The organism is Rhodococcus spongiicola (genome assembly GCF_004011835.1).
Classification (GTDB): domain Bacteria; phylum Actinomycetota; class Actinomycetes; order Mycobacteriales; family Mycobacteriaceae; genus Prescottella; species Prescottella spongiicola.
Genome location: NZ_RKLN01000004.1, coordinates 363,389 through 383,079 on the forward strand (window position 1 = coordinate 363,389; position 19,691 = coordinate 383,079).

The 19,691-nt window shown below is 67.1% G+C and carries 21 protein-coding genes and 1 tRNA gene; 15 read left to right on the top strand and 7 right to left on the bottom strand.

Annotated features, from left to right (window positions below):
- Position 1: 1 nt before the first annotated feature.
- Positions 2-1,024, top strand: coding sequence for a MerR family transcriptional regulator (locus EF834_RS13080; RefSeq protein ID WP_127947638.1), 1,023 nt, complete (start codon positions 2-4; stop codon positions 1,022-1,024).
- Positions 1,025-1,130: 106 nt separating this feature from the next.
- Here EF834_RS13080 and EF834_RS13085 read toward each other — a convergent pair.
- Positions 1,131-1,207, bottom strand: a tRNA-Met gene (locus tag EF834_RS13085).
- 61 nt (positions 1,208-1,268) lie between these two features.
- Between EF834_RS13085 and EF834_RS13090 the strand changes: the two genes are divergently transcribed.
- Positions 1,269-2,081, top strand: a complete 813-nt coding sequence (locus tag EF834_RS13090) for a mycofactocin-coupled SDR family oxidoreductase (RefSeq protein WP_127947639.1) — start codon at positions 1,269-1,271, stop codon at positions 2,079-2,081.
- Between the two features lie 33 nt (positions 2,082-2,114).
- Here the strand turns inward: EF834_RS13090 and hppD are convergent, their stop codons facing one another.
- Positions 2,115-3,290 carry a 4-hydroxyphenylpyruvate dioxygenase gene (gene hppD / locus EF834_RS13095; protein ID WP_127947640.1) on the bottom strand — a complete coding sequence of 392 codons (1,176 nt, stop codon included), beginning with the start codon at positions 3,288-3,290 and terminating at the stop codon, positions 2,115-2,117.
- Between the two features lie 246 nt (positions 3,291-3,536).
- Here hppD and EF834_RS13100 point away from each other — a divergent pair, with 246 nt between their 5' ends.
- Genes EF834_RS13100 through EF834_RS13130 form a run of 7 tightly spaced genes read left to right on the top strand, consistent with a single transcriptional unit; the run spans position 3,537 to position 7,979 of the window.
- Positions 3,537-4,388 (top strand): universal stress protein, encoded by an 852-nt coding sequence (locus tag EF834_RS13100; RefSeq protein ID WP_127947641.1) that lies wholly within the window; start codon positions 3,537-3,539, stop codon positions 4,386-4,388.
- Between the two features lie 17 nt (positions 4,389-4,405).
- Entirely contained in the window at positions 4,406-4,888 is a 483-nt protein-coding gene (locus tag EF834_RS13105; protein ID WP_127947642.1) for an Lrp/AsnC family transcriptional regulator, read from the top strand.
- A gap of 45 nt (positions 4,889-4,933) precedes the next feature.
- Complete coding sequence (locus tag EF834_RS13110; protein WP_127947643.1) at positions 4,934-5,437, top strand: methylated-DNA--[protein]-cysteine S-methyltransferase; 504 nt, start codon at positions 4,934-4,936, stop codon at positions 5,435-5,437.
- Between the two features lie 52 nt (positions 5,438-5,489).
- Positions 5,490-5,996 carry an RNA polymerase sigma factor gene (locus tag EF834_RS13115; protein ID WP_235871170.1) on the top strand — a complete coding sequence of 169 codons (507 nt, stop codon included), beginning with the start codon at positions 5,490-5,492 and terminating at the stop codon, positions 5,994-5,996.
- Positions 5,993-6,580 (top strand): methylated-DNA--[protein]-cysteine S-methyltransferase, encoded by a 588-nt coding sequence (locus tag EF834_RS13120; RefSeq protein ID WP_127947645.1) that lies wholly within the window; start codon positions 5,993-5,995, stop codon positions 6,578-6,580. Before EF834_RS13115 ends, EF834_RS13120 begins: the two co-directional genes overlap by 4 nt.
- Positions 6,577-7,290: a 2OG-Fe(II) oxygenase gene (locus EF834_RS13125; RefSeq protein ID WP_127947646.1), complete on the top strand. Its 714-nt coding sequence runs from the start codon at positions 6,577-6,579 to the stop codon at positions 7,288-7,290. Before EF834_RS13120 ends, EF834_RS13125 begins: the two co-directional genes overlap by 4 nt.
- 5 nt (positions 7,291-7,295) lie before the next feature.
- Positions 7,296-7,979, top strand: a complete 684-nt coding sequence (locus tag EF834_RS13130) for an alpha-ketoglutarate-dependent dioxygenase AlkB family protein (RefSeq protein WP_235871189.1) — start codon at positions 7,296-7,298, stop codon at positions 7,977-7,979.
- Positions 7,980-7,985: 6 nt separating this feature from the next.
- On the opposite strand, the gene EF834_RS13135 is transcribed toward EF834_RS13130, so the two are convergent.
- Positions 7,986-10,226, bottom strand: a complete 2,241-nt coding sequence (locus EF834_RS13135) for an MMPL family transporter (RefSeq protein WP_127947647.1) — start codon at positions 10,224-10,226, stop codon at positions 7,986-7,988.
- Between the two features lie 221 nt (positions 10,227-10,447).
- Between EF834_RS13135 and EF834_RS13140 the strand changes: the two genes are divergently transcribed.
- The 3 genes from EF834_RS13140 to fahA all read left to right on the top strand — a co-directional run bounded on the left by EF834_RS13140 (position 10,448) and on the right by fahA (position 14,365).
- Entirely contained in the window at positions 10,448-11,761 is a 1,314-nt protein-coding gene (locus EF834_RS13140; protein WP_127947648.1) for a hemolysin family protein, read from the top strand.
- Between the two features lie 193 nt (positions 11,762-11,954).
- A complete protein-coding gene (locus EF834_RS13145) occupies positions 11,955-13,154 on the top strand; it encodes a homogentisate 1,2-dioxygenase (protein ID WP_127947649.1) in 1,200 nt (399 codons plus the stop codon).
- Positions 13,151-14,365: a fumarylacetoacetase gene (gene fahA, locus EF834_RS13150; protein WP_127947650.1), complete on the top strand. Its 1,215-nt coding sequence runs from the start codon at positions 13,151-13,153 to the stop codon at positions 14,363-14,365. Before EF834_RS13145 ends, fahA begins: the two co-directional genes overlap by 4 nt.
- Positions 14,366-14,382: 17 nt before the next feature.
- On the opposite strand, the gene EF834_RS13155 is transcribed toward fahA, so the two are convergent.
- On the bottom strand, positions 14,383-14,994 hold the full coding sequence (locus EF834_RS13155) for a TetR/AcrR family transcriptional regulator (RefSeq protein ID WP_127947651.1): 612 nt from the start codon (positions 14,992-14,994) through the stop codon (positions 14,383-14,385).
- 402 nt (positions 14,995-15,396) lie between these two features.
- Between EF834_RS13155 and EF834_RS13160 the strand changes: the two genes are divergently transcribed.
- Together EF834_RS13160 and fabG are read left to right on the top strand one after the other, a co-directional pair.
- On the top strand, positions 15,397-15,864 hold the full coding sequence (locus EF834_RS13160) for a hypothetical protein (protein ID WP_127947652.1): 468 nt from the start codon (positions 15,397-15,399) through the stop codon (positions 15,862-15,864).
- Between the two features lie 84 nt (positions 15,865-15,948).
- Entirely contained in the window at positions 15,949-16,707 is a 759-nt protein-coding gene (fabG, locus tag EF834_RS13165) for a 3-oxoacyl-ACP reductase FabG (RefSeq protein WP_127947742.1), read from the top strand.
- A 31-nt stretch (positions 16,708-16,738) separates the two neighbouring features.
- Here the strand turns inward: fabG and EF834_RS13170 are convergent, their stop codons facing one another.
- Entirely contained in the window at positions 16,739-17,671 is a 933-nt protein-coding gene (locus tag EF834_RS13170) for a DNA-3-methyladenine glycosylase family protein (protein WP_127947653.1), read from the bottom strand.
- Between the two features lie 63 nt (positions 17,672-17,734).
- On the opposite strand from EF834_RS13170, the gene EF834_RS13175 reads away from it, so the two are divergent.
- Positions 17,735-18,262, top strand: coding sequence for a ribonuclease H family protein (locus EF834_RS13175; RefSeq protein WP_127947654.1), 528 nt, complete (start codon positions 17,735-17,737; stop codon positions 18,260-18,262).
- Positions 18,263-18,283: 21 nt separating this feature from the next.
- On the opposite strand, the gene EF834_RS13180 is transcribed toward EF834_RS13175, so the two are convergent.
- Together EF834_RS13180 and EF834_RS13185 are read right to left on the bottom strand one after the other, a co-directional pair.
- Entirely contained in the window at positions 18,284-18,742 is a 459-nt protein-coding gene (locus tag EF834_RS13180; RefSeq protein WP_127947655.1) for an SRPBCC family protein, read from the bottom strand.
- 61 nt (positions 18,743-18,803) lie between these two features.
- A complete protein-coding gene (locus EF834_RS13185; RefSeq protein WP_127947656.1) occupies positions 18,804-19,583 on the bottom strand; it encodes a VOC family protein in 780 nt (259 codons plus the stop codon).
- Positions 19,584-19,691 lie beyond the last annotated feature (108 nt).

Genomic DNA, 19,691 nt, shown 5'->3' on the forward strand with positions numbered 1-19,691 from the left:
GATGTTGATCGGCGAAGTCTCGCGACGGTCCGGTGTCAGCACCCGGATGTTGCGTCACTACGACGCGCTGGGGCTGGTGCAGCCCACGGGCCGCACGTCCGGCGGCTACCGCGAGTACTCCGCCGACGACATCCGCCGGCTCTTCCACGTCGAGAGCCTGAGGACGCTGGGGCTGTCCTTGAGCGAGGCCAAGCGCGCACTGGACGAATCCGACTTCGCGCCGTCCGGGCTGATGGGAGACCTCATACGGCACACGCGTCAGCGGATCGCCGCAGAGGAGGAACTGCTCACGAAACTCGAGCACGTCGACTCCGCCGGCCCGGAGGAGTGGGAGGACGTCCTGCGCGTCGTCACCCTGCTGCGCGCACTCGAATCGGAGTCCGGGGCCCGTCGCCAGCAAGCGATCCTGTCCCAGGACGCGAATGCGCCACTCCCCGTCGAAGCGCTGGTCGAAGCGGCCTTGTCGGAGGACGACCTCAACGTCGCCGGAGCGTTGCAGTGGACACTGGCCCGGGCCGCCGGTCGAGGACTCGCCGATCTGGCCGCCGGTCTCGACGCGGAGTCGGTCGACGTCCGACGTCGCGCCACGGCCGCGATTGCGGCAGTACACACGGTCGAGGCAACGGTCCTCCTGCGACGAGCCCTCGATGACCCGGACGCCACAGTCCGCGGGCGTGTGGCCCTCGTCCTCGGGGCGCGGGGGAACCTCGACGCGGTCCCAGCCCTCCTCGAACTGATCGTCGAGGGGCGACGCGATGTCGAGGCCGCGGAGGCGTTGGGCGTGCTGACGGAGCTGTCAGCCTCGGCCGACGACATCGTCGGGGCTATGCAAGACCTGTTCGACAACACGGATGACGCGCCCACGCGGTTGCGGATCACCCAGGCGTTCGCGGAGATTCCCGGCACGGCAGCACGGGAGGCGCTCGCCCGACTGGCCGACGACAGCGACCGGACGATCGCGGCCACCGCCGCAGCAATCCTGAACATCCGTGACCGTCGAAAGAGCGAACGCGGGCAGGTGTGACGACCGAGCAGGCCGGAGGTGTGACGTCACAGAACAACGTCATGGAAAAGAACGTCATGGAAAAGGAAAGAGCCACGGCCCTCGAAAGGGCCGTGGCTCCAACATTTGGTAGCGGGGACAGGATTTGAACCTGCGACCTCTGGGTTATGAGCCCAGCGAGCTACCGAGCTGCTCCACCCCGCGTCGGTGCACCTAGACTACACGACATCGGGACGTCGTCCTCACCGGGATCGGACGGATTCGCATGGCACTGCTCGACAACAGGGTCGCGTTCATTACGGGTGCAGCACGCAGCCAGGGGCGAAACCACGCTGTGCGCCTCGCCCGCGAGGGCGCCGACATCATCGCGTTCGACGTGTGCGCCCCCGTCTTGGACGACATCGGATACCCGGCGGCGACGCCTCCAGATCTCGACGAGACGGCCCGCCTGGTGCGCGCCGAGGGCCGAGAGATCGTCAAGGCGATCGGCGACGTACGTGACCAGTCCGCGCTGCAGGCAGCGGTCGACGCCGGTGTGGAGCGCTTCGGTCGACTCGACATCGTCGTCGCCAATGCGGCTATCTCGATGTGGAACCGCTTCTGGGAGATGCCCGAGGAACAGTGGACGACGACCATCGACATCAATCTCAACGGCGTGTGGCGCACCCTCACGGCCGCTGTTCCCGCGATCATCGCCGGCGGCCGCGGCGGCTCGGTCATCGTGGTCAGCTCGGTGCACGGTATGAAGGCCAGCCCCGGCGCGGCCGGCTACGCCGCGGCCAAACACGGGCTGGCCGGCCTGACGAAGACCGCCGCGATCGAATTGGGCGAGTACGGCATTCGCGTCAACTCGATCCACCCCGGCGTGGTGGACACCCCTATGAGCCGGAGTTCGCGTGCCGCGGAGATCCTGTCCCAGTACCCGCTGTACGCCGACAGCTACAGGTGGCCGCTCGCCGGACCGGACCAATGCAGTCTCGATGACGTCTCCGAGGCGGTGCTCTATCTCGCCGGCGACCGTTCTCGCGCCGTCACCGGTTCGCAGATGGTGGTGGATCTGGGCCTCACCGCGATATAGGTGCGTGGCGATATAGGTGCGTGAGGAACGGCGTCACAGGTTGCCGCGCCGCGCCTGTTCCCGCTCGATCGCGAGGAAGAGGGCCTGGAAGTTGCCCTTGCCGAACCCGAGCGAGCCGTGCCGTTCGATGAGCTCGAAGAACACCGTCGGGCGGTCGCCGATCGGTTTGGTGAAGATCTGCAGCAGGTAGCCGTCCTCGTCGCGGTCGACGAGGACGCCGCGGCGCTGGAGTTCCGCGATCGGTACCCGTACCTCGCCGATGCGGGCCCGTAGGTCCGGGTCCTCGTAGTACGACGGCGGCGTCGGCAGGAACTCGACACCGGCCGCGGTGAGGCGGTCCACCGCCCCGAGGATGTCCGAGGTCGCCAGCGCCAGGTGTTGCGATCCTGGCCCGCAGTAGAAGTCGAGGAACTCGTCGATCTGCGAGCGCTTGCGCCCACGTGCGGGCTCGTTGAGTGGAATCTTGATCCGGTGGTCGCCGTTCGAGACCACCTTGCTCATGAGTGCCGAGTACTCGGTGGCAATGTCCGATCCGACGAACTCCGCCAGATCGGTGAAGCCCATGACGCGGTGGTAGAAGTCCACCCACTCGTTCATTCGGCCCAGTTCGACGTTGCCGACGACGTGGTCCAGAGCCTGAAACACCTGTGGACCGGTCCCGGACGACATTGTGCGGGAGACGTATCCGGGCAGGTACGGACCCGCATAGTCGGATCGGTCGACGAGGGTGTGCCGGGTCTCCCCATACGTCGCGATGGACGCGGTGCGGACGGTGCCGTGCTGGTCGGTTCGATCGTGCGGTTCTTCGAGGATCGTCGCGCCCTGACGCCGGGCGTGCGCTACGCAGCGGTCGACGTCGACGACCTCGAGTGAGACGTCGAACACCCCGTCGCCGTGCCTGCGGTGGTGGTCGAGCAGGGGGCTGTCGGGGTCGACCCCGCCGCACAGGACGAACCGGACGGCACCACTGCGCAGTACGAAGGCGCGATGGTCCCGATTACCCGTTTCGGGGCCGGAGTATGCCTCGAGCTCCATCCCGTACACCGTGCGGTAGAAGGACGCGGCCTGCGTCGCGTTCCCGACGATCCAGACGATCGCGTCCCATCCCACCACCGGGAATTGGTCGGTCGACGGATCGTGTTCCACGAGCCCGAGGAGTTGACGCTGCATTTCGTCGTCGAGGTGACCCCGCGACTGGTCGATCGTCATGGCAGACCTCCGGTTACGGATCCGTTCCAATCGCACTCCCGTGTCGGCGGGTTCGCAACCTCGACCCGAATCGCTGGCCGGATTGGTCATCCAGCGCGGTCGGAACTGGCCTCGCGGTGGGCAAATTGTGCAGCGAGACTGCTGCAACCGGCCGGACGGCGCGTGCCGACGAACGATGGAATCTAGTCTGTAACCAGCGGGCGGCGCCGTGCCGCGCCGTGCAACATGAGCCGATCGGAGTGGACGATGTCATCAGCGCACGAGAGCAGGCCGGTCGTCGTGGGGGTCGACGGATCCGACGCTTCCCTCCACGCCGTCACGTGGGCTGCTGCGGAGGCGCACGCGCGGAAAGCGCCGCTGAAGCTGGTACACGTCATCGACACCGAGAACGACTTCCCCTTCGTCGCAGACGACCTGGAGGAGGAAGAGGCGTTGGGCCGCGAGGCGCTCAAGGCCGCGCGAGAGGCCGCCACCAGGGAGGACGACACCCTCGACGTCGAGCTGGAACTGCTGCGGGGCCGGGTGAATCGGGCATTCGTGGACCTGTCGGAGCAGGCAAGCCTGCTGGTGCTCGGGTCGGTCGGCGCCGGATTCTTCTCCCGCATGGTCCTCGGCTCGACGGCGCTGTCGCTGGCCCACCACGCCAAGTGCACGATCGCGGTGATCCGTGGCGCCGAGGGGCACCCGGTGCCACGGGCGTCGGGCCCGGTAGTCGCGGGTGTGGACCATTCCGACAGCGCCGACATCGTCATCGGGACGGCGATGCAGGAGGCGTCGATTCGGCGAACCGACATGATCGCCGTGCACGCGCGGCGCCGGCGCGGCAGTCAGGAGGCCGACGAGGAGGCCCGGGGCCGCATCGACCGGCTCGTCGCGACCTGGGGTGCGAAGTTTCCCGCCGTGCAGGTCGAGACCGTGATCGCGGAGGCCGGCGCCACCAAGCATCTCGTCGCGCTCAGCGCCTCCGCCCGGTCGATCGTTGTCGGCAGTCGTGGCCGCGGCGGCTTCGAGAGCGCGTTGCTCGGTTCCACCGTGCAGTCGCTGCTGTATCACGCGGAGTGCCCCGTCATCGTCGCTCGTTCCCGCGTCGCGCCGTGACGGCCGGGTGATTCGTCGTGGACCGGGGTGGGCACCGACTCGACGCACTCGACGTCGAGCTGATCGCGCGCCTGCGCAGCGAGCCCAGGATGGGGATGCTCGAGCTGTCGCGCCGGGTCGGGGTCGCCCGAGCGACAGCGCAGGCACGCCTGCGACGGCTCGAAGAAGCCGGCGTCATCACCGGCTACGGACCCGAGATCGATTTACGCACAGCGGGGTACCCGGTCCAGGCGTTCGTGACGCTGGAGATCGCCCAGGGCTCATTGAGCCAGCTCACGTTGGAACTCGAGGAGTTTCCGGAAGTGATCGAGGCGTGGGCGACCACCGGTGACGGTGATGTCTTGTGCCGGGTGGCCGCCGCGTCGCACGACGACCTTCAGGCACTGTTGATCGATCTGCACCACTCGTCGACCGTTGCCCGATCCGTCTCGGTGGTGGTGCTCTCGCAGGTGGTGCCGTACCGCACCCAGGCGTTGCTCACGAAGTCCGTCGAGAGCTAGCTGTCGGTGGGTGTCGGGAGGCTCGAAAACGTGGAGTGCGAGAACGTGGAGAGAGTGCACACCGTCGTCGATTCGCCTGTCGGGCCGCTGACCCTGGTCCGCATCGCGGATGCGGTGTGCGGGCTCTACATGGATCAGCAGCGCCATCTGCCCGACAGCGCCCGCTTCGGGGCCCGGCTCGACGCCGGCTTCGGGGACGTGACGATGCAGCTCGCCGAGTACTTCCGTGGCGAGCGCACCGGGTTCACGGTGCCCCTCGCGCCGGACGGGACAGAGTTCCAGCGGCGGGTGTGGGCGGCGCTGCGGACCATCCCGTACGGCACCCGCTGGACGTACAAGCAGCTCGCCGAGCATCTCGGCAACCCGGCCGCGATCCGCGCCGTCGCCGCGGCGAACGGGCGCAACCCCATCTCGATCATCGTCCCGTGCCACCGCGTCGTCGGCAGCGACGGTTCGCTGACCGGATACGCAGGTGGACTCGAACGCAAGCGGTACCTGCTCGACCTGGAAAATCCGTACCCGCCCGGGACCCAGGATGGGCTCTTCTGACTCGGGCACCCTCCGAACCTCACGTTCCGGCCCTGCGGAGCGTCTACCGGGCGTGGGACTGAAACCGTTCGAGAAGATCGTCACCGAGCACGGGCCGGTGGTGCTGCGGGTGTGCCGCGCCTTGCTCGGTCCGGTCGATTCGGAGGACGCCTGGTCGGAGACGTTTCTGGCGGCCCTGCGCGCCTACCCCGATCTCGATCCGGGAGCCAACGTCGAGGCGTGGTTGGTGACCATTGCGCACCGCAAGGCCGTCGACGTCCACCGGGTGCGGCAGCGAACGGCGATCCCGACTGAAGACGTGCCGGAGCAGGAGTCGCGGCACGACCTACCCGGGTCGTGGAACCACGAACTGTGGGACGCGCTCGCCGAGTTGCCGTTCACACAGCGCGCTGCCGTCGTCTACCACCACCTGGCTGGTTTGCCGTACGCAGAGATCGCGAGGATCCTCGGCAACAGCACCGATGCCGCCCGCCGCGCCGCCGCCGACGGCATAGCCCGGCTCCGGCGCACCTACCCGGCACGACCCGAATCGCTCGCGCAGGAGGGAGCTGCCCGATGACCGTGATCCCGACACCGACCGTTCGTCCGTCCGACCTGAGCCGCTTGCACGCTCGCCTGGCAGCCACAGCCGACCGCGACGGCCTGCTCGATGTTGCGTACCGCATCGTGGACACTCCCGTCGGACGGCTGCTGCTCGCGGGCACCGACGTCGGGCTTGTGCGGGTCGCGTATCCGCGCGAGGACCACGACGCCGTACTCGAGATGCTTGCCGAGCAGGTGAGCCCGCGCATCCTCGAGGCGCCGACCCGCCTGGACGATGCCGCCCGCCAACTCGACGAGTACTTCACGCGACGTCGCAGCCGCTTCGACGTCCCCCTGGACCTGCGGCTCTCGAGTGGCTTCCGTCGTGAGGTGCTGACCCGGCTGCCGGGCATCGCATACGGGACGACGGCGAGCTACGCGAAGGTCGCCGAGGCCGCCGGCAGCCCCCGCGCGGTCCGGGCCGTCGGCACCGCGTGTGCCACCAACCCGCTGCCTTTGTTCCTTCCGTGCCACCGGGTAGTTCGCAGCGACGGCAGCATTGGGCAGTACGCCGGAGGCACCGAGACGAAGCAGGCGCTGTTGACCTTGGAGGCGGCATGAAGGGGCTGGAGGAACGCGTCGAGTCGCTGGACTGGGCGTCGCTGCTCGACGAACTCGACGAGGTCGGCGGGTCGCAGAGCGTTCATCCGATCCTGGACCCGTCCGAATGCCGCGCGCTCGCCGATCTCTACGACCACGAGACCCTGTTCCGGGCCACTGTCGACATGGCGCCGCGCAAGTACGGCTCCGGTCAGTACCGCTACTTCGAGTACCCGCTGCCGGGGGCGATCGCGCAGCTGCGGTCGATGTTCTACGTGAAACTTCTTCCGGTCGCTCGGGACTGGGCGGAGCGTCTCGGCCGACCGGCGCCGTGGCCGGACACTCTCGACGAGTGGCTGACGATGTGCCACGGTGCCGGGCAGCTGCGGCCCACCCCGTTGCTTCTGCGGTACGGGCCCGGCGACTGGAACGCCCTGCACCGGGACCTGTACGGCGAGTTGGTGTTTCCGTTGCAGGTGGTGATCGGGCTGGACGAACCGGCCGCCGACTACGAGGGCGGGGAGTTCCTCCTCGTCGAACAGCGGGCGCGGGTGCAGTCCCGGGGCACGGCGACGATGCTGCGCCAGGGTCATGTGTTCGTGTTCACCACCAGCGACCGTCCGGTGGAGTCGGCACGGGGGTGGTCCGTGGCCCCGATGCGGCACGGCGTCAGCACGGTGCGCTCGGGTGAGCGTCGCACGCTCGGCTTGGTTCTGCACGATGCCGAGTGACCACGATGCCGAGTGACGGGGACGCGATGGCGCTCATCCCAAGGCCGCGGCGCACCATAGCCCCCGGCGCGGTGCTCGTCCCGGACTGGCTCGATCCGGACCGGCAACGTGCGCTGGTCGCCGCCTGTCGCGGGTGGGCTCGCGGTCCGGTACCGATGCGAGCTGCTCGGTTGCCGACGGGACACTCGATGTCGGTCAAGACCGTGTGCTTGGGCTGGCACTGGCAGCCGTACCGCTACAGTCGCATCGCCTTCGACGCCGGTGGCGGCCGGGTCCTTCCCGTGCCGCAGTGGTTGGCACAGTTGGGGAAACGCGCGGTCGCTGACGCCTACGACGACCCCGAGGCGGGCGATGCATACAACCCCGACGCAGCGCTAATCAACTTCTACGACGCCGTCTCCCGCATGGGAATGCACCGAGATCAGGAGGAGCGCTCCACGGCGCCGGTGGTGTCGCTGAGCATCGGGGACAAGTGCACGTTCCGGTTCGGCAACCCCGAGACCCGGGGCAGGCCGTACTCCGATGTCGAGTTGTGCTCGGGTGATCTGTTCGTGTTCGGCGGCCCGTCCCGGTTCGCGTACCACGGTGTGCCGAAGGTGTTTCCGGGGACCGCGAACTCCGAGTGCGGGCTTCCGTCAGGGCGGCTGAACATCACCCTGCGGGAGACCGGACTCGAGGATCAGTGCTGAGCGACCTCAGTCCTGCGCCCGCGCCAGTCTCGACGGCCACCAGATCGGTTTGCCGATGTCGTGGGAGAGTGCCGGCACCAGCACGCTGCGGACGACGATTGTGTCGAGTAGGACGCCGAACGCGACCGCGAACCCGATCTGGGCGAGGAACACCAGTGGCAGCACGCCGAGCACCGCGAACGTGGCGGCCAGCACGATCCCTGCGGACGTGATCACCCCACCGGTCACCGTGAGCCCGCGCAGAACCCCGGCACGGGTGCCGCGGGTCTGCGTCTCTTCTCGGACCCGAGTCATGAGGAAGATGTTGTAGTCGATTCCCAGCGCGACGAGGAACACGAACGCGTACAACGGGAACGACTGGTCCGCTCCCGGGAAATTGAAAACGTACGTGAAGAAGAGCCCGCTTACCCCGAGGGTCGCGGCGAAGCTGAGCACCACGGTCGCGATCAGGATCAGCGGGGTCAGCAGGGCGCGCAGCAGCAGCGCCAGCACCACGAAGATCACGACGAGCACGATCGGGATGATCAAGTTCCGGTCGTGCACCGAAGCGATCTGCACATCGAGGGTCGCGGCAGAAGTGCCGCCGACGAGCGCGTCTGCGCCGGGCAATGCGTGCAGGGTGTCCCGGAGTCGCTGGACCGTCTGCAGCGCTTCGGGTGAATCGTACGAATCAGCAAGCTCTGCGTTGATCACCGTGCGTCCGTCGATCGGATCGACGTTCAACGCGGCCGGTGGGCAGCCCGGCGGCAACTGCTGCGGTGCGTCAGGGCCGAGGCCCTGCAACAGCGCTCTGAGCTTCGCCTCGTCGACCTGAACGCACACCGATCCCGGGCTCTGGTTGACGCCCTCTACGCCGCTCGCGGCCTCGATCACCGCGTCCACGCTCGATGCGTTCGCGGTGATCACGGCGGGTGCGCCGGCGCCCTGGTCGAACTTGGCGTCGTAGAGTTCCTGCCCGCGAACGGCGTCCGGCTTGGTGGTGAAGAACTCGGTCGCCGTCAGCCCGTCGGTTTGCAGGCTGCCGATGCCGGCCGCGAACAGGACGGCCAAGAGCGCCGTAGCCCCGATCCACGCGGGCCGGTCTCGACGGCCGACGACCTCGGCGATCCGGCTCCACAGGCGGTGCGTCACCATGTCTGTCGAATCGTCTGTCGCATGATTGGCCCTGGGCTTGCGTGGCCAGAACACCCACCGGCCGGCGGCCGAGAGTGCCACGGGCAGGAACGACATCATCACGATGTAGGTGCACGCGATTCCGATCGCCGCGACCGGGCCCATGCTCTTGTTCGAATTCAATTCCGAGAAACTCAGACACAGCAGGCCGAGGATCACGGTGGCGGCGGACGCGGTGATGGCGGGGGCGGATTCTCGCCAGGCCTTGATCATCGCGTCGAACCGATCCTCGTAGAAGTGCAGTTCCTCGCGGTAACGCGAGATCAGCAGCAGCGCATAGTCGGTGCCGGCGCCGATCACGAGGACGAACATGATGCCCTGGCTCTGCCCAGTGAGCGTGAGGATGTCGTTGTCGGCGAGGAGGTAAACCAGCATGGACGCCACCCCGAGCGCCAACAGCGCCGAGAACAGCGGAAAGAACCACAGCACCGGCGACCGGTACACCACGAGCAAGATCAGTATCACCACCGACAGGGCGACCACGAGCAGGGTGCTGTCGAGTCCCTCGAACGCGTCGATGAGCGCGGCCAACAGACCGCCGGGGCCGGCCGGAAGCACCTCGAGGTCGGCGGCCACGGCGCTCCGCGCGGCATCGAGCACTTCCTGCTCGACACTGATGAGTTCGGGACCGACCACGGTGGTCCCGTTTTCCTCGGCGATCAGCGGCACGAACACCGACGCGGTGGTGTCGTCGGCGGAGAACTGGGTGGGGGTGACGCCGTCCGCGTCGACACCCTCGACCGATGCCACCGAGATCCGAGCCTGCTCGATCGCGGCCTTGTCCGCGTCCGTTAGCCCGCCGTCACGATGGAACACCACCACACCCGGGATGGTCTCCACCTCGAGGAACTTCGCGCTCTCGTTCGCGACGATCGTCGATTCGGCGGAACTGGGCAGGTAGGACGCATTGTCGTTTTTCTGGACCTCGGCGAGCTTGCCCTGGAAGGAGCCACCGAGTCCGCCGAAGAACAGCGCCGCGATCGCGAACGCGATGGCCGTGAACACCGGCCAGCCGCGGCGGCCGGAGCCGGCGGTGCCCGGCGAGGTCCCGCCGGTGGACTGCACACGTGCCATGGGTGCTCCTCGTACGCGATCGGCGGACGTTAGCCAGTGCAAACCAGTACAGCGCAAACCAGTACAGCACGGCAGAACGGCACGGGTGAGAAGTTCAGTTCGACCGGTGATGGGGAACAACGGGCCGGGCGCGCGATAGTCTCGAGGTGTGGACGCAGCTGCGTTCGGCGAGGTGAAAGGGACATGAACCGCCACCGGCGCATGAATCGGCGGTGTTGGCCGTGACTGGCGACACGCTCCTGGACCTCTTTCTCGTCGTGGCGTTCATCCTGGCAGGCGGGGTGTTCGCGGCGACCGAAATCGCCCTCGTGTCGCTGCGGGAGGGTCAGATTCACGCCCTCGCGCATCGCAGTCGCCGGGGTGCGCGGGCGGCTGGTCTGGCTCGAAATCCGAACCGTTTCCTTTCCTCGGTGCAGATCGGCGTCACAGTCGCCGGCTTCTTCTCCGCGGCGTACGGCGCCGCGGCGCTTGCCCCGAGCATCGCCCCCACATTGCAGGGATGGGGGATGTCGGTCGGGGCTGCGGACGTAGTGGCCCTGATCTCTACCACTCTCGTGATCGCGTACTTGTCGTTGGTACTGGGTGAGCTCGTGCCCAAGCGCATAGCTCTGCAGAACGCCAGCGGGGTGGCGCTGGTGACGGCGCCGCCGTTGGACCGCTTCGCGACGCTCGTCCGTCCGGTGATCTGGCTGCTGTCGGTCTCGACCAACGCGCTCGTTCGTCTTCTCGGCGAGGACCCATCTCGCAAGAGGGAGGAGATGACCCTCGCCGAGCTGCGGGAACTGGTCCTCGGTCAGCGTGGGATCGAGGACGAGGAGCGTCGCGTGCTCGCGGAAGTGTTCGACGTCGGCCAACGGACCCTCAACGAGGTGATGCGGCCACGGACCGAGGTGGACTTCCTCGCCGCGGACACCCCGGTCCGCAAGGCACAGGAAGAGGCCCTGGCGATGGCTCACAGCCGTTTCCCCGTCGTCGGCACCTCTCTCGACGACGTCGTCGGCTTCGTCCACGTCCGTGATCTCCAACTCGCCGATCCGGCCCGGATCGCCACCGTCGTGGATCTGTGCCGGCCGATCCTCGCGTTGCCCGGATCCAAGCCGGCACTCGCAGCCCTGGCCTTGATGCGTCGTGGCAGCGCGCAGATACTCCTCGTCGTCGACGAGTACGGGGGTACCGCGGGCATCGCGACACTCGAGGACATCGTCGAGGAGGTCGTCGGCGAGATCGGCGACGAGTTCGCCCCGCTGACCGAATCGGATGCCGTCGACGGGGATGGGCAGGAATGGGAGATCGACGGTCTACTCCTCGTCGAGGACTTCGAGAAGGACACCGGGACAATGGTTCCCGGCGGGCCGTACGAGACGATCGCCGGATACGTGCTGCACCGCCTGCAACGGATTCCACGACTCGGGGACGTGGTCGAAGTCGACGGCCACCGGCTCACCGTCAGGGAGATGGATGGACGTCGTATCGCGGCGCTGCACCTGTCGAAACGTGGCCCCGGGGAGCGGCCCCAGGATCGCAGACCGACGTAGTCGACGAATACCCCGAATGGGGTGGATCGTCCGAGGCCTTCCGTGCTGCACATCCGCCACCGGCCGCGACTTACGCTGTTTGTTAGCACGAGATGGTTGGTGGCCGTGAGGCCGCGGCCGCACCGCAGTTCCACCGACGGTGACGACCACAGCCCGGAGCGAACCGGGTTGGATCACGTCAGGAGGGCAGGTCATGGCGTTCTACCGACAGCTCGGCAATGTCCCGCCGAAGCGTCACACCCAGCACCGAGACGAGAACGGTCAGCTGTACTTCGAGGAGCTGATGGGCGAGGAGGGTTTCACGTCCGACTCTTCGCTCCTGTACCACCGCCACATCCCGTCGGCCATCGTCGATTCGACCGTGTGGGAACTGCGTGACCAGACCACGACACCGAACTATCCGCTCAAGCCCCGGCACCTGAAGCTTCACGAGCTGTTCCGCGAGGAGACCTGGGCGGAGACCGACGTGGTCACCGGCCGCCGGCTGATTCTCGGCAACGCCGACGTGCGTATCTCGTACGTGGTCGCCGCCAGGGACTCGTCGCTGTACCGCAACGCGGTCGGTGACGAGGTCGTCTACGTCGAGTCGGGTGAGGCGATCGTCGAGACCGTGTTCGGTGCACTGCGCGCACACCAGGGTGACTATGTTCTGATCCCGATGTCGGCCACCCATCGCTGGGTTTCTCGAGGGCCGGAACCGTTGCGTGCGTACATAATCGAGGCAAGTGGCCACATCGCTGCGCCCAAGCGCTACCTGTCCCGCTTCGGCCAGTTCCTCGAGCACGCGCCGTACTGCGAGCGCGATCTGCACGGACCCACCGAGCCGTTCGTCGCCGAGGGCACCGATGTCGAGGTGCTGGTCAAGCATCGCGCCGCGGGCCGGATCGTCGGCACCCGCATGGTGTACGCGAACCACCCGTTCGACGTCGTCGGCTGGGCCGGTTGCCTGTACCCCTACACCTTCAACATCTCCGACTTCGAGCCCATCACGGGCCGCGTGCACCAGCCGCCGCCGTCACACCAGGTGTTCGAAGGCACCAACTTCGTCGTCTGCAATTTCGTGCCTCGCAAGGTCGACTACCACCCGCTGGCGATCCCGGTGCCCTACTACCACTCGAACGTGGACTCCGACGAGATTCTGTTCTACTGCGGTGGCGACTACGAGGCACGCAAGGGTTCGGGTATCGGCCAGGGCTCCATCTCGATCCACCCCGGTGGCCACGCCCACGGTTCGCAGCCGGGAGCGTACGAACGCAGCATCGGTGTCGAGTTCTTCGACGAGCTTGCGGTCATGGTCGACACGTTCCGTCCGCTCGAACTCGGTGAGGGTGCGCTCTCGTGCGAGGACGAGGCCTACGCCTGGTCGTGGTCCCGGCGGGGGCCGAGCAAGTGACCGTTATCTCGATTCCAGCCGATTCTCTGTTCGGCATCGACAATCTGCCCTACGGCGTGTTCTCGACCGCCGACGAGGGTAGGCGGGTCGGGGTGCGCGTCGGCGACAGCGTCGTCGATCTGGCGAAGGCGCTGGGCGATCCTGAGGCTGCCGTCTTCGCCCAGCCGACGCTCAACCCGTTCATGGCCCAGGGTCGCGATCGATGGGTTGCGGCCCGTGCACAGATCACCGAGCTGGTGTCGGGCGAGATCGACGAGGAGTCGGTGTTCGCCGTCGACGACGTCACGATGCATCTGCCGATCACCGTGGCCGACTACGTCGACTTCTACGCCTCGGAGAACCACGCGACCAACCTCGGCAAGCTGCTGCGACCGGGTTCGGCTCCGCTGATGCCGAACTGGAAGCACCTCCCGGTCGGCTACCACGGCCGGTCGAGCACTGTCGTGGTCTCGGGCACCGACATCGTGCGCCCCTGCGGTCAGCGCAAGGCACCGACCGCCGCCGCCCCCACGTTCGGGCCGTCGGTCCGCTTGGACATCGAAGCCGAGATGGGCTTCATCGTCGGTGTCGGCTCATCGATGGGCAGCTCGATCACCACGGACCAGTTCGCCGAGCACTGCTTCGGTGCCGTGGTCCTCAACGACTGGTCGGCACGCGATATCCAGGCCTGGGAGTACGTCCCGCTGGGCCCGAACCTCGGCAAGAGTTTCGCTACCTCCATCTCCCCGTGGGTGGTTCCGCTGCAGGCGCTCGAGGCAGCGCGTATCGACACCCCAGTGCAGGATCCGACTCCGCTGCCGTACCTGCGGGGCGAGGAGAAGTGGGGCCTGGACATCGACCTCGAGGTCGAGTGGAACGGCGACGTCGTCTCCCGTCCGCCCTACGGCCAGATGTACTGGTCGCCGGCGCAGATGCTCGCGCACATCACCGTCAACGGCGCGGCCGTGAGCACCGGCGACTTGTTGGGCTCCGGCACCGTCTCCGGTGCGAGAAAGGATCAGTGGGGCGCCTTCATCGAGCTGACCTGGAACGGCGCCGAACCCGTCGTCGTCGATGGTGAGCCGCGCATGTTCATCGAGGATGGCGACGAGATCTCGATCTCGGCGACCGCCCCCGGCTCGGGTGGCGGACGCATCGGCTTCGGCGAGGTCCGTGCCCGCGTCCTGCCCGCCGCAGGGGGCACGCAGCCGCCCGGCCACGCTCGAGCATGAGGTTCGGAAGTGTGCGATCAGGGTCGAGGCGTCACGGATTCGGCGGCGTAGCGAGCCGCCTTCCCGAACCCGTCCTCGAGGTCGTAGCCCCGGTCCTGACGCCAGCAGCGGATCGTCGAGGTGTAGATCGCTGAGACCATTTCCGCGAGGAACATCGGCGAGTAGTCCGTGCGGACCTCGCCACATTCGATGCCGGGCTCGAGGATGCGCAAAATCTGTTCGTTGAAGTGTTCGGTGCGCTCGACGCTGACCTCGGGCGACGCGAGGTCGCGCAGTTGTTCACCAGTCACCACGCGCAGGTACCCGGGCAGATCCTTCGCGGTCTGCACGAAGTCGTCGAATAGGCGGACGATCCGGTCTCCCGTCGTCAGGTCTTGGGTGAGAAGGTCGTCGATCACGCCGGCCAGCGCGTCCATGTGGCTGGTGTGCAAGTCTGCCAGCAGCTCGTCCTTGCTGGGGAAATAGTTGAAGAAGGTTGCCCGCGAAACGTGGGCCCCGTCCGCGATGTCCTCGACGGTCGTACCGTCGACGCCCTGCTCGGCGAACAACCCGCTGGCGGAGGCCAGCAGTCGTCCACGGGTCTGGCGTTTGTTTCGTTCGCGACGGTCGAGCGTCGTGCTGTTGTGCATCTTCTCCAGCTCCCATTCGATCCCTTCACCCGAGGTAAGTGACCTGACGCAGATTTACTGCCGGGCGATGCGTAGATTCCGGAGGGATTCCGACCCCGCTCGTCGTCGATTTCTTCGGGGGGCAGGGCCGATGGCCATCATGCAGGTGGCACTCTTGGATGTCGAAAGGTCGAGGTAGTCTGTCCTCCGCTGCTGTGTTCGTGAGGCCACGACCAGACCCTGGTGTCGCACCGATCAGGACTCGGGCGGTCGCGACGATTCGAATCGTCCCATCATCCGATGACTTCTGTCTACCCGGCCTTACTACCCGATTTCCGCGAACTCTGCAGGGGGCTCTGCCGGGCGCGGAGTGCTCGACGATATCGGCCCGCCAACAAGAACACGTTTTAGTTACGATGCAGCATGCGTATCGCCAAGATGTCGACCCTGTCCCTACTCGCTGCAACGGCGGTGGCCGTCGCAGTCCCCGCCGCCGCCTGGGCCGTCCCGAACCCGGACGACACCCCCAACGAAGCGATGGCCCGAGCCTACATAGACGCCCTCGTCAGCCACGACGCAAGCGATGTTCGATTCACACCGGACGCCACCCGCATCGAAGCCGGCATCCAGACGGGATTCAGCGGGGAACAGTTGACGAACGATTTGAACAACGGCATCCAGTACCGGGTGATCCAGGGGGTGCGGGACTTGGAGATGACCGAGTCCGGCGACACCGTCCACACCACGTACCTGCTCGACGCGGGGATCGGGTCGGTGACGCTGATGACCGTCGAGATCGACGAGACCTTCGAGATGGAGGACGGCGCGATCGACCACATCGTTGCCACGATCTCGCCCGTCTCCTCCGTCTCCTCCGTCTCCCTGTCCTGATCGTGGACCGGCCCGCGTAGCCTCGCCGTAGGCATAGCGGATGGCACGGACGGCGGAGGAGTGGCAGTGGTGGACGGCAACCAGGTGGACGGCAACCAACGGGTGGCGGTGGTCTCGGGCGCGGCGCGGGGGATCGGCGCCGCGATCGCGAAGCGGCTCTCCTCCGACGGCCTCGGGGTTGCGGTGCTCGACCTCGACGAATCGGCGTGTGCCGAAACGGTCGACTCGATCCGTGAAGCCGGTGGCCGTGCCCTCGCAGTGGGCGCGGACGTGTCCGACGAAGCCGGGGTCGAGGCCGCAATCGCTCGGATCGTCGACGAGTTGGGTGCACCGACCGTGGTCGTCAACAACGCCGGGATCACCAGGGACAATTTGCTGTTCAAGATGAGCGTCGATGATTGGGACGCGGTGATGTCCGTCCACCTGCGCGGCGCCTTCCTGCTCTCGCGGGCCGCGCAGAAGTACATGGTGGAGCAGAAGTGGGGGCGGATCGTCAATCTGTCCAGCACCTCTGCGCTCGGGAACCGCGGTCAGGCGAATTACTCCGCGGCCAAGGCGGGTATGCAGGGACTGACCAAGACGCTCGCGGTCGAGCTCGGCCCGTTCGGGGTCACCGCGAACGCGATCGCGCCCGGCTTCATCGTCACCGAGATGACCGCGGCGACGGCCGAGCGGATTGGGGTCTCGTTCGAGGACTTCAAGGCGTCCGTGGCAGCCGAGACCCCGGTGCGCCGGATCGGTGTCCCCGAGGACATCGCGCACACCGCGTCGTTCCTGGTCAGTGAGGGCGCAGGCTTCGTGTCGGGACAGGTGATCTACGTGGCGGGCGGCCCCAAGGGCTGACGGGGATCGCCGACCTCGCCGAGTTCGTCGGTCAGTGCCAGCGATGATCGACGAGCGGCGTGCGGGGCCCGAACCGGGGTTTCCGGGCCTGTCCGCTCACCTCCAGCAGACGGATCGCGCGATACCGGTGCGGGCGCAGGTCGGCGAGGTATTCGACCATCGCAGCGTCGTCGAGGGGCCGTCCGAGGAGGGTCCACCCGACGATCGAGGCGAGGTGGAAGTCGCCGACCGACAGCGCGTCGGCGTCACCGAGTGCTCGCTGGGCGACCTCGGCGGCGGTCCACACCCCGACGCCGGGAATCGCCCGCAGACGGCGATGCGCCGACTGGCGGTCCATGTCGACGATCTCCTCGAGCCTGTCCGCGGCGCGGGCACAGGCGACGACGGTCTTGGCCCGCCCCGGGTCGACGTTGGCACGGTGGAACTCCCACGACGGGATGCGTCGCCACCCTTCTGCGGTTGGGGGGCAACGCATTCCGTCCGGGGCGGGTCCCGGTGCGGGTGAGCCGAACTTCGTGACCAGCCGCCGCCACGACGCGTGCGCTGCGACCGTGTGCACGCGCTGTTCGAGGATCGCCGGCACCAACGCCTCCATGACCCGCGCGGTGCGCACGATCCGCAGGTTCGGAAAACGGCGGTGGGCGTCGACGAGCTTGGGATGTTCGGGCGCGAAGGACGCGGCGCCGCCCGCGTCGTGCTCGCCGAGCAGGCCGGGCAGGAACGTGTCGAATCCCCCGGCGCCCGGGCCCCACGCTCTGGCGTCGACGGCGCGGGGGCCGAGTTGACGCAGCCGGTAGGTGACTGGCCCCGAGGGCAGCAGGGAGGTACGCCAGATGGTTCCGTCGGGCTCGCGCCGGTGACAAGGGTCGAACCGTCCGCGGCCCAGCGGCGACAAGGTTGTCGAAAGGTCCACTGGACTCTTCGTGTCAATCTCGAGCTGCACTGTCGGAGCGGTACCGGTCATCTCGGGCAGCCTATCCCCGACCTGCCCGACGAGGGCTGTGGCGGCCCCGTATTGTCCGAAGTCATGATCACCGTGAGCACCGACGGATCGTGTCTGAAGAACCCAGGTGGAGCCATCGGGTGGGCATGGGTCAATCACGCAGGCCCGAGCATGTCCGGCGGTGAGGTCTCCGGCACCAATCAGGTCGCCGAACTGAGGGCACTGATCGAGGCGATCGTCGCGCACCCCGGCTCGGAGGCGCTGCTCATAGAGTCGGATTCCCAGTACGCCATCAAGTGCGCATCCGAGTGGCTACCAGGATGGAAGCGCAGGGGGTGGAAGACCGCGTCGGGAGGGGCGGTCCAGAACCTCGAGCTGATACAGGGCATCGACCGTGCGATCACCGAGCGTCCCGGTCCGGTGCGGTTTCGCTGGGTGCGTGGTCACGTCGGTAACTACTTCAACGAGATGGCGGACAAGCTGGCCGGTGAGGCCGCGCGGGCCGTCGCCGCGGCGCCGGAGACCGCGGTCCCGTGGCGCGGCTTCGATCTGCCGTCACCGCAGGCCAAGCCGAAGGCGCCCGAGCCGGAACCCGACTTGACCCTCTTCTAGACCATCTGCGGCGCCGGCCGATCAGCCGGCGTTGTCTCGTTCGCTCTCTTTTTCGCTCTCTTCTTTGAGGGCGTCGGCCAATCCGCCGATGCCCTTGCGTAGCTGTTTGTCGGTGGAACCCTTTGCCACACGGCCCAACAGGTTCGGCGTGTAGCTGTAGTGAAGTGTCAATTCCGTGCCGGAGTCGTGCGGCGCGATGTTGAAATCGGCTACGCCGCCGGAGATCGGCAGTTTGTACGTTTCGTAGAGATTCACCGTCATACGTTCGTTCGGGATGTACGTGTCGATCCGTTCCTCGACGCCGCCGAGGGGTGCGAGATCGCAGTGCCGGGTCGTTCCCTCACTCACAGGCCCGTCGGATGTCAGTGCGGATCGCTTGACCCCGGGGTTCCATCGGGCGATGTTTCCGAAGTCGTTGAGTACGCTCCACACCTTTTCCACCGGAGCCTGAATCTGACGATTGATCGTGAAATCGGGCATCGCACTCTCCTAACTTCTCACTGTGGTGGGTGAAGAACTCGCGGAGTCCGGCGCCTCCGGTTCACGGAGCAGGTTCGGACTGCATCACGCTGAACACCGCGCCCTGAGGATCCGACAGCACTGCCATCCGGCCCAGCCTGGGCAAGTCGTAGGGGTCCGCCATCAACGCTCCGCCCTTGGCAATGATGTTCTCGACGGCGGCGTCCGTCTCGTCGACGCTGAAGTAGACGTGCCAGTGGTTGGGTACCTCCGGCCGTGGTGGTTTGGCGCATCCACCCACCCCGTCGCCGTTCACCTGCAGGACGGTGTAGTGGCCCGGTCCGGGCATCGGGGCCGAACCCAACCCGACGACCGACTCATAGAAGGCAAGTGCGGTCTCGGGACGGTCGGTGACGAGTTCGTTCCAGATCAGGGTGCCCGTCTCGTTGACCAGCGTCGCGCCGACGTGTTCGCGGGCCTGCCACAAGCCGACTTCGGCACCCGTCGGATCGGCGACGAAAGCCATTCGCCCGGCGTCGCCGACGTCGAACGCCTGGAGGATCAGCTTCCCTCCAGCCGGTGCCACTCTCGCCGTAGCCGCATCGACGTCGTCGACGGTGATGAAGGTGTTCCATGTGGGCGGAGTGTCAACCGGTGACGAACCAGGGGGTAACGGGGCAATCGCGGCGACCCGCTCGCCGCGCAGCATCGCAATCGAATACACCGATCCGTCGGGGTTCGACAGATCGTGGTAGGACCAACCGAACACGTCCGCGTAGAAGTCCTTGGCCCCCAATTGGTCCGGCGTTTGCAGATCCACCCAACTGGGTGTCCCCACGGTATAGCTCGAGCGTTCGGACATTGCGATGACCTCTCCTTCATCGTCGACCCGTCCCAGTCGACTCGACTGCTCGTCGCCCCGATGTGGAGAGAGGGTGGACGGGACCCGTCCGGGAGATCGCTGCGACAC

Bases quoted from the DNA above. Each gene is read 5' to 3' on its own strand.
- EF834_RS13080 (WP_127947638.1), top strand. From the start codon at position 2: ATGTTGATCGGCGAAGTCTCGCGACGGTCCGGTGTCAGCACCCGGATG.
- EF834_RS13090 (WP_127947639.1), top strand. From the start codon at position 1,269: ATGGCACTGCTCGACAACAGGGTCGCGTTCATTACGGGTGCAGCACGC.
- hppD (WP_127947640.1), bottom strand. From the start codon at position 3,290: ATGACGATCGACCAGTCGCGGGGTCACCTCGACGACGAAATGCAGCGT.
- EF834_RS13100 (WP_127947641.1), top strand. From the start codon at position 3,537: ATGTCATCAGCGCACGAGAGCAGGCCGGTCGTCGTGGGGGTCGACGGA.
- EF834_RS13120 (WP_127947645.1), top strand. From the start codon at position 5,993: ATGACCGTGATCCCGACACCGACCGTTCGTCCGTCCGACCTGAGCCGC.
- EF834_RS13125 (WP_127947646.1), top strand. From the start codon at position 6,577: ATGAAGGGGCTGGAGGAACGCGTCGAGTCGCTGGACTGGGCGTCGCTG.
- EF834_RS13130 (WP_235871189.1), top strand. From the start codon at position 7,296: ATGCCGAGTGACGGGGACGCGATGGCGCTCATCCCAAGGCCGCGGCGC.
- EF834_RS13135 (WP_127947647.1), bottom strand. From the start codon at position 10,226: ATGGCACGTGTGCAGTCCACCGGCGGGACCTCGCCGGGCACCGCCGGC.
- EF834_RS13145 (WP_127947649.1), top strand. From the start codon at position 11,955: ATGGCGTTCTACCGACAGCTCGGCAATGTCCCGCCGAAGCGTCACACC.
- EF834_RS13155 (WP_127947651.1), bottom strand. From the start codon at position 14,994: ATGCACAACAGCACGACGCTCGACCGTCGCGAACGAAACAAACGCCAG.
- EF834_RS13160 (WP_127947652.1), top strand. From the start codon at position 15,397: ATGCGTATCGCCAAGATGTCGACCCTGTCCCTACTCGCTGCAACGGCG.
- EF834_RS13170 (WP_127947653.1), bottom strand. From the start codon at position 17,671: ATGACCGGTACCGCTCCGACAGTGCAGCTCGAGATTGACACGAAGAGT.
- EF834_RS13175 (WP_127947654.1), top strand. From the start codon at position 17,735: ATGATCACCGTGAGCACCGACGGATCGTGTCTGAAGAACCCAGGTGGA.
- EF834_RS13180 (WP_127947655.1), bottom strand. From the start codon at position 18,742: ATGCCCGATTTCACGATCAATCGTCAGATTCAGGCTCCGGTGGAAAAG.
- EF834_RS13185 (WP_127947656.1), bottom strand. From the start codon at position 19,583: ATGTCCGAACGCTCGAGCTATACCGTGGGGACACCCAGTTGGGTGGAT.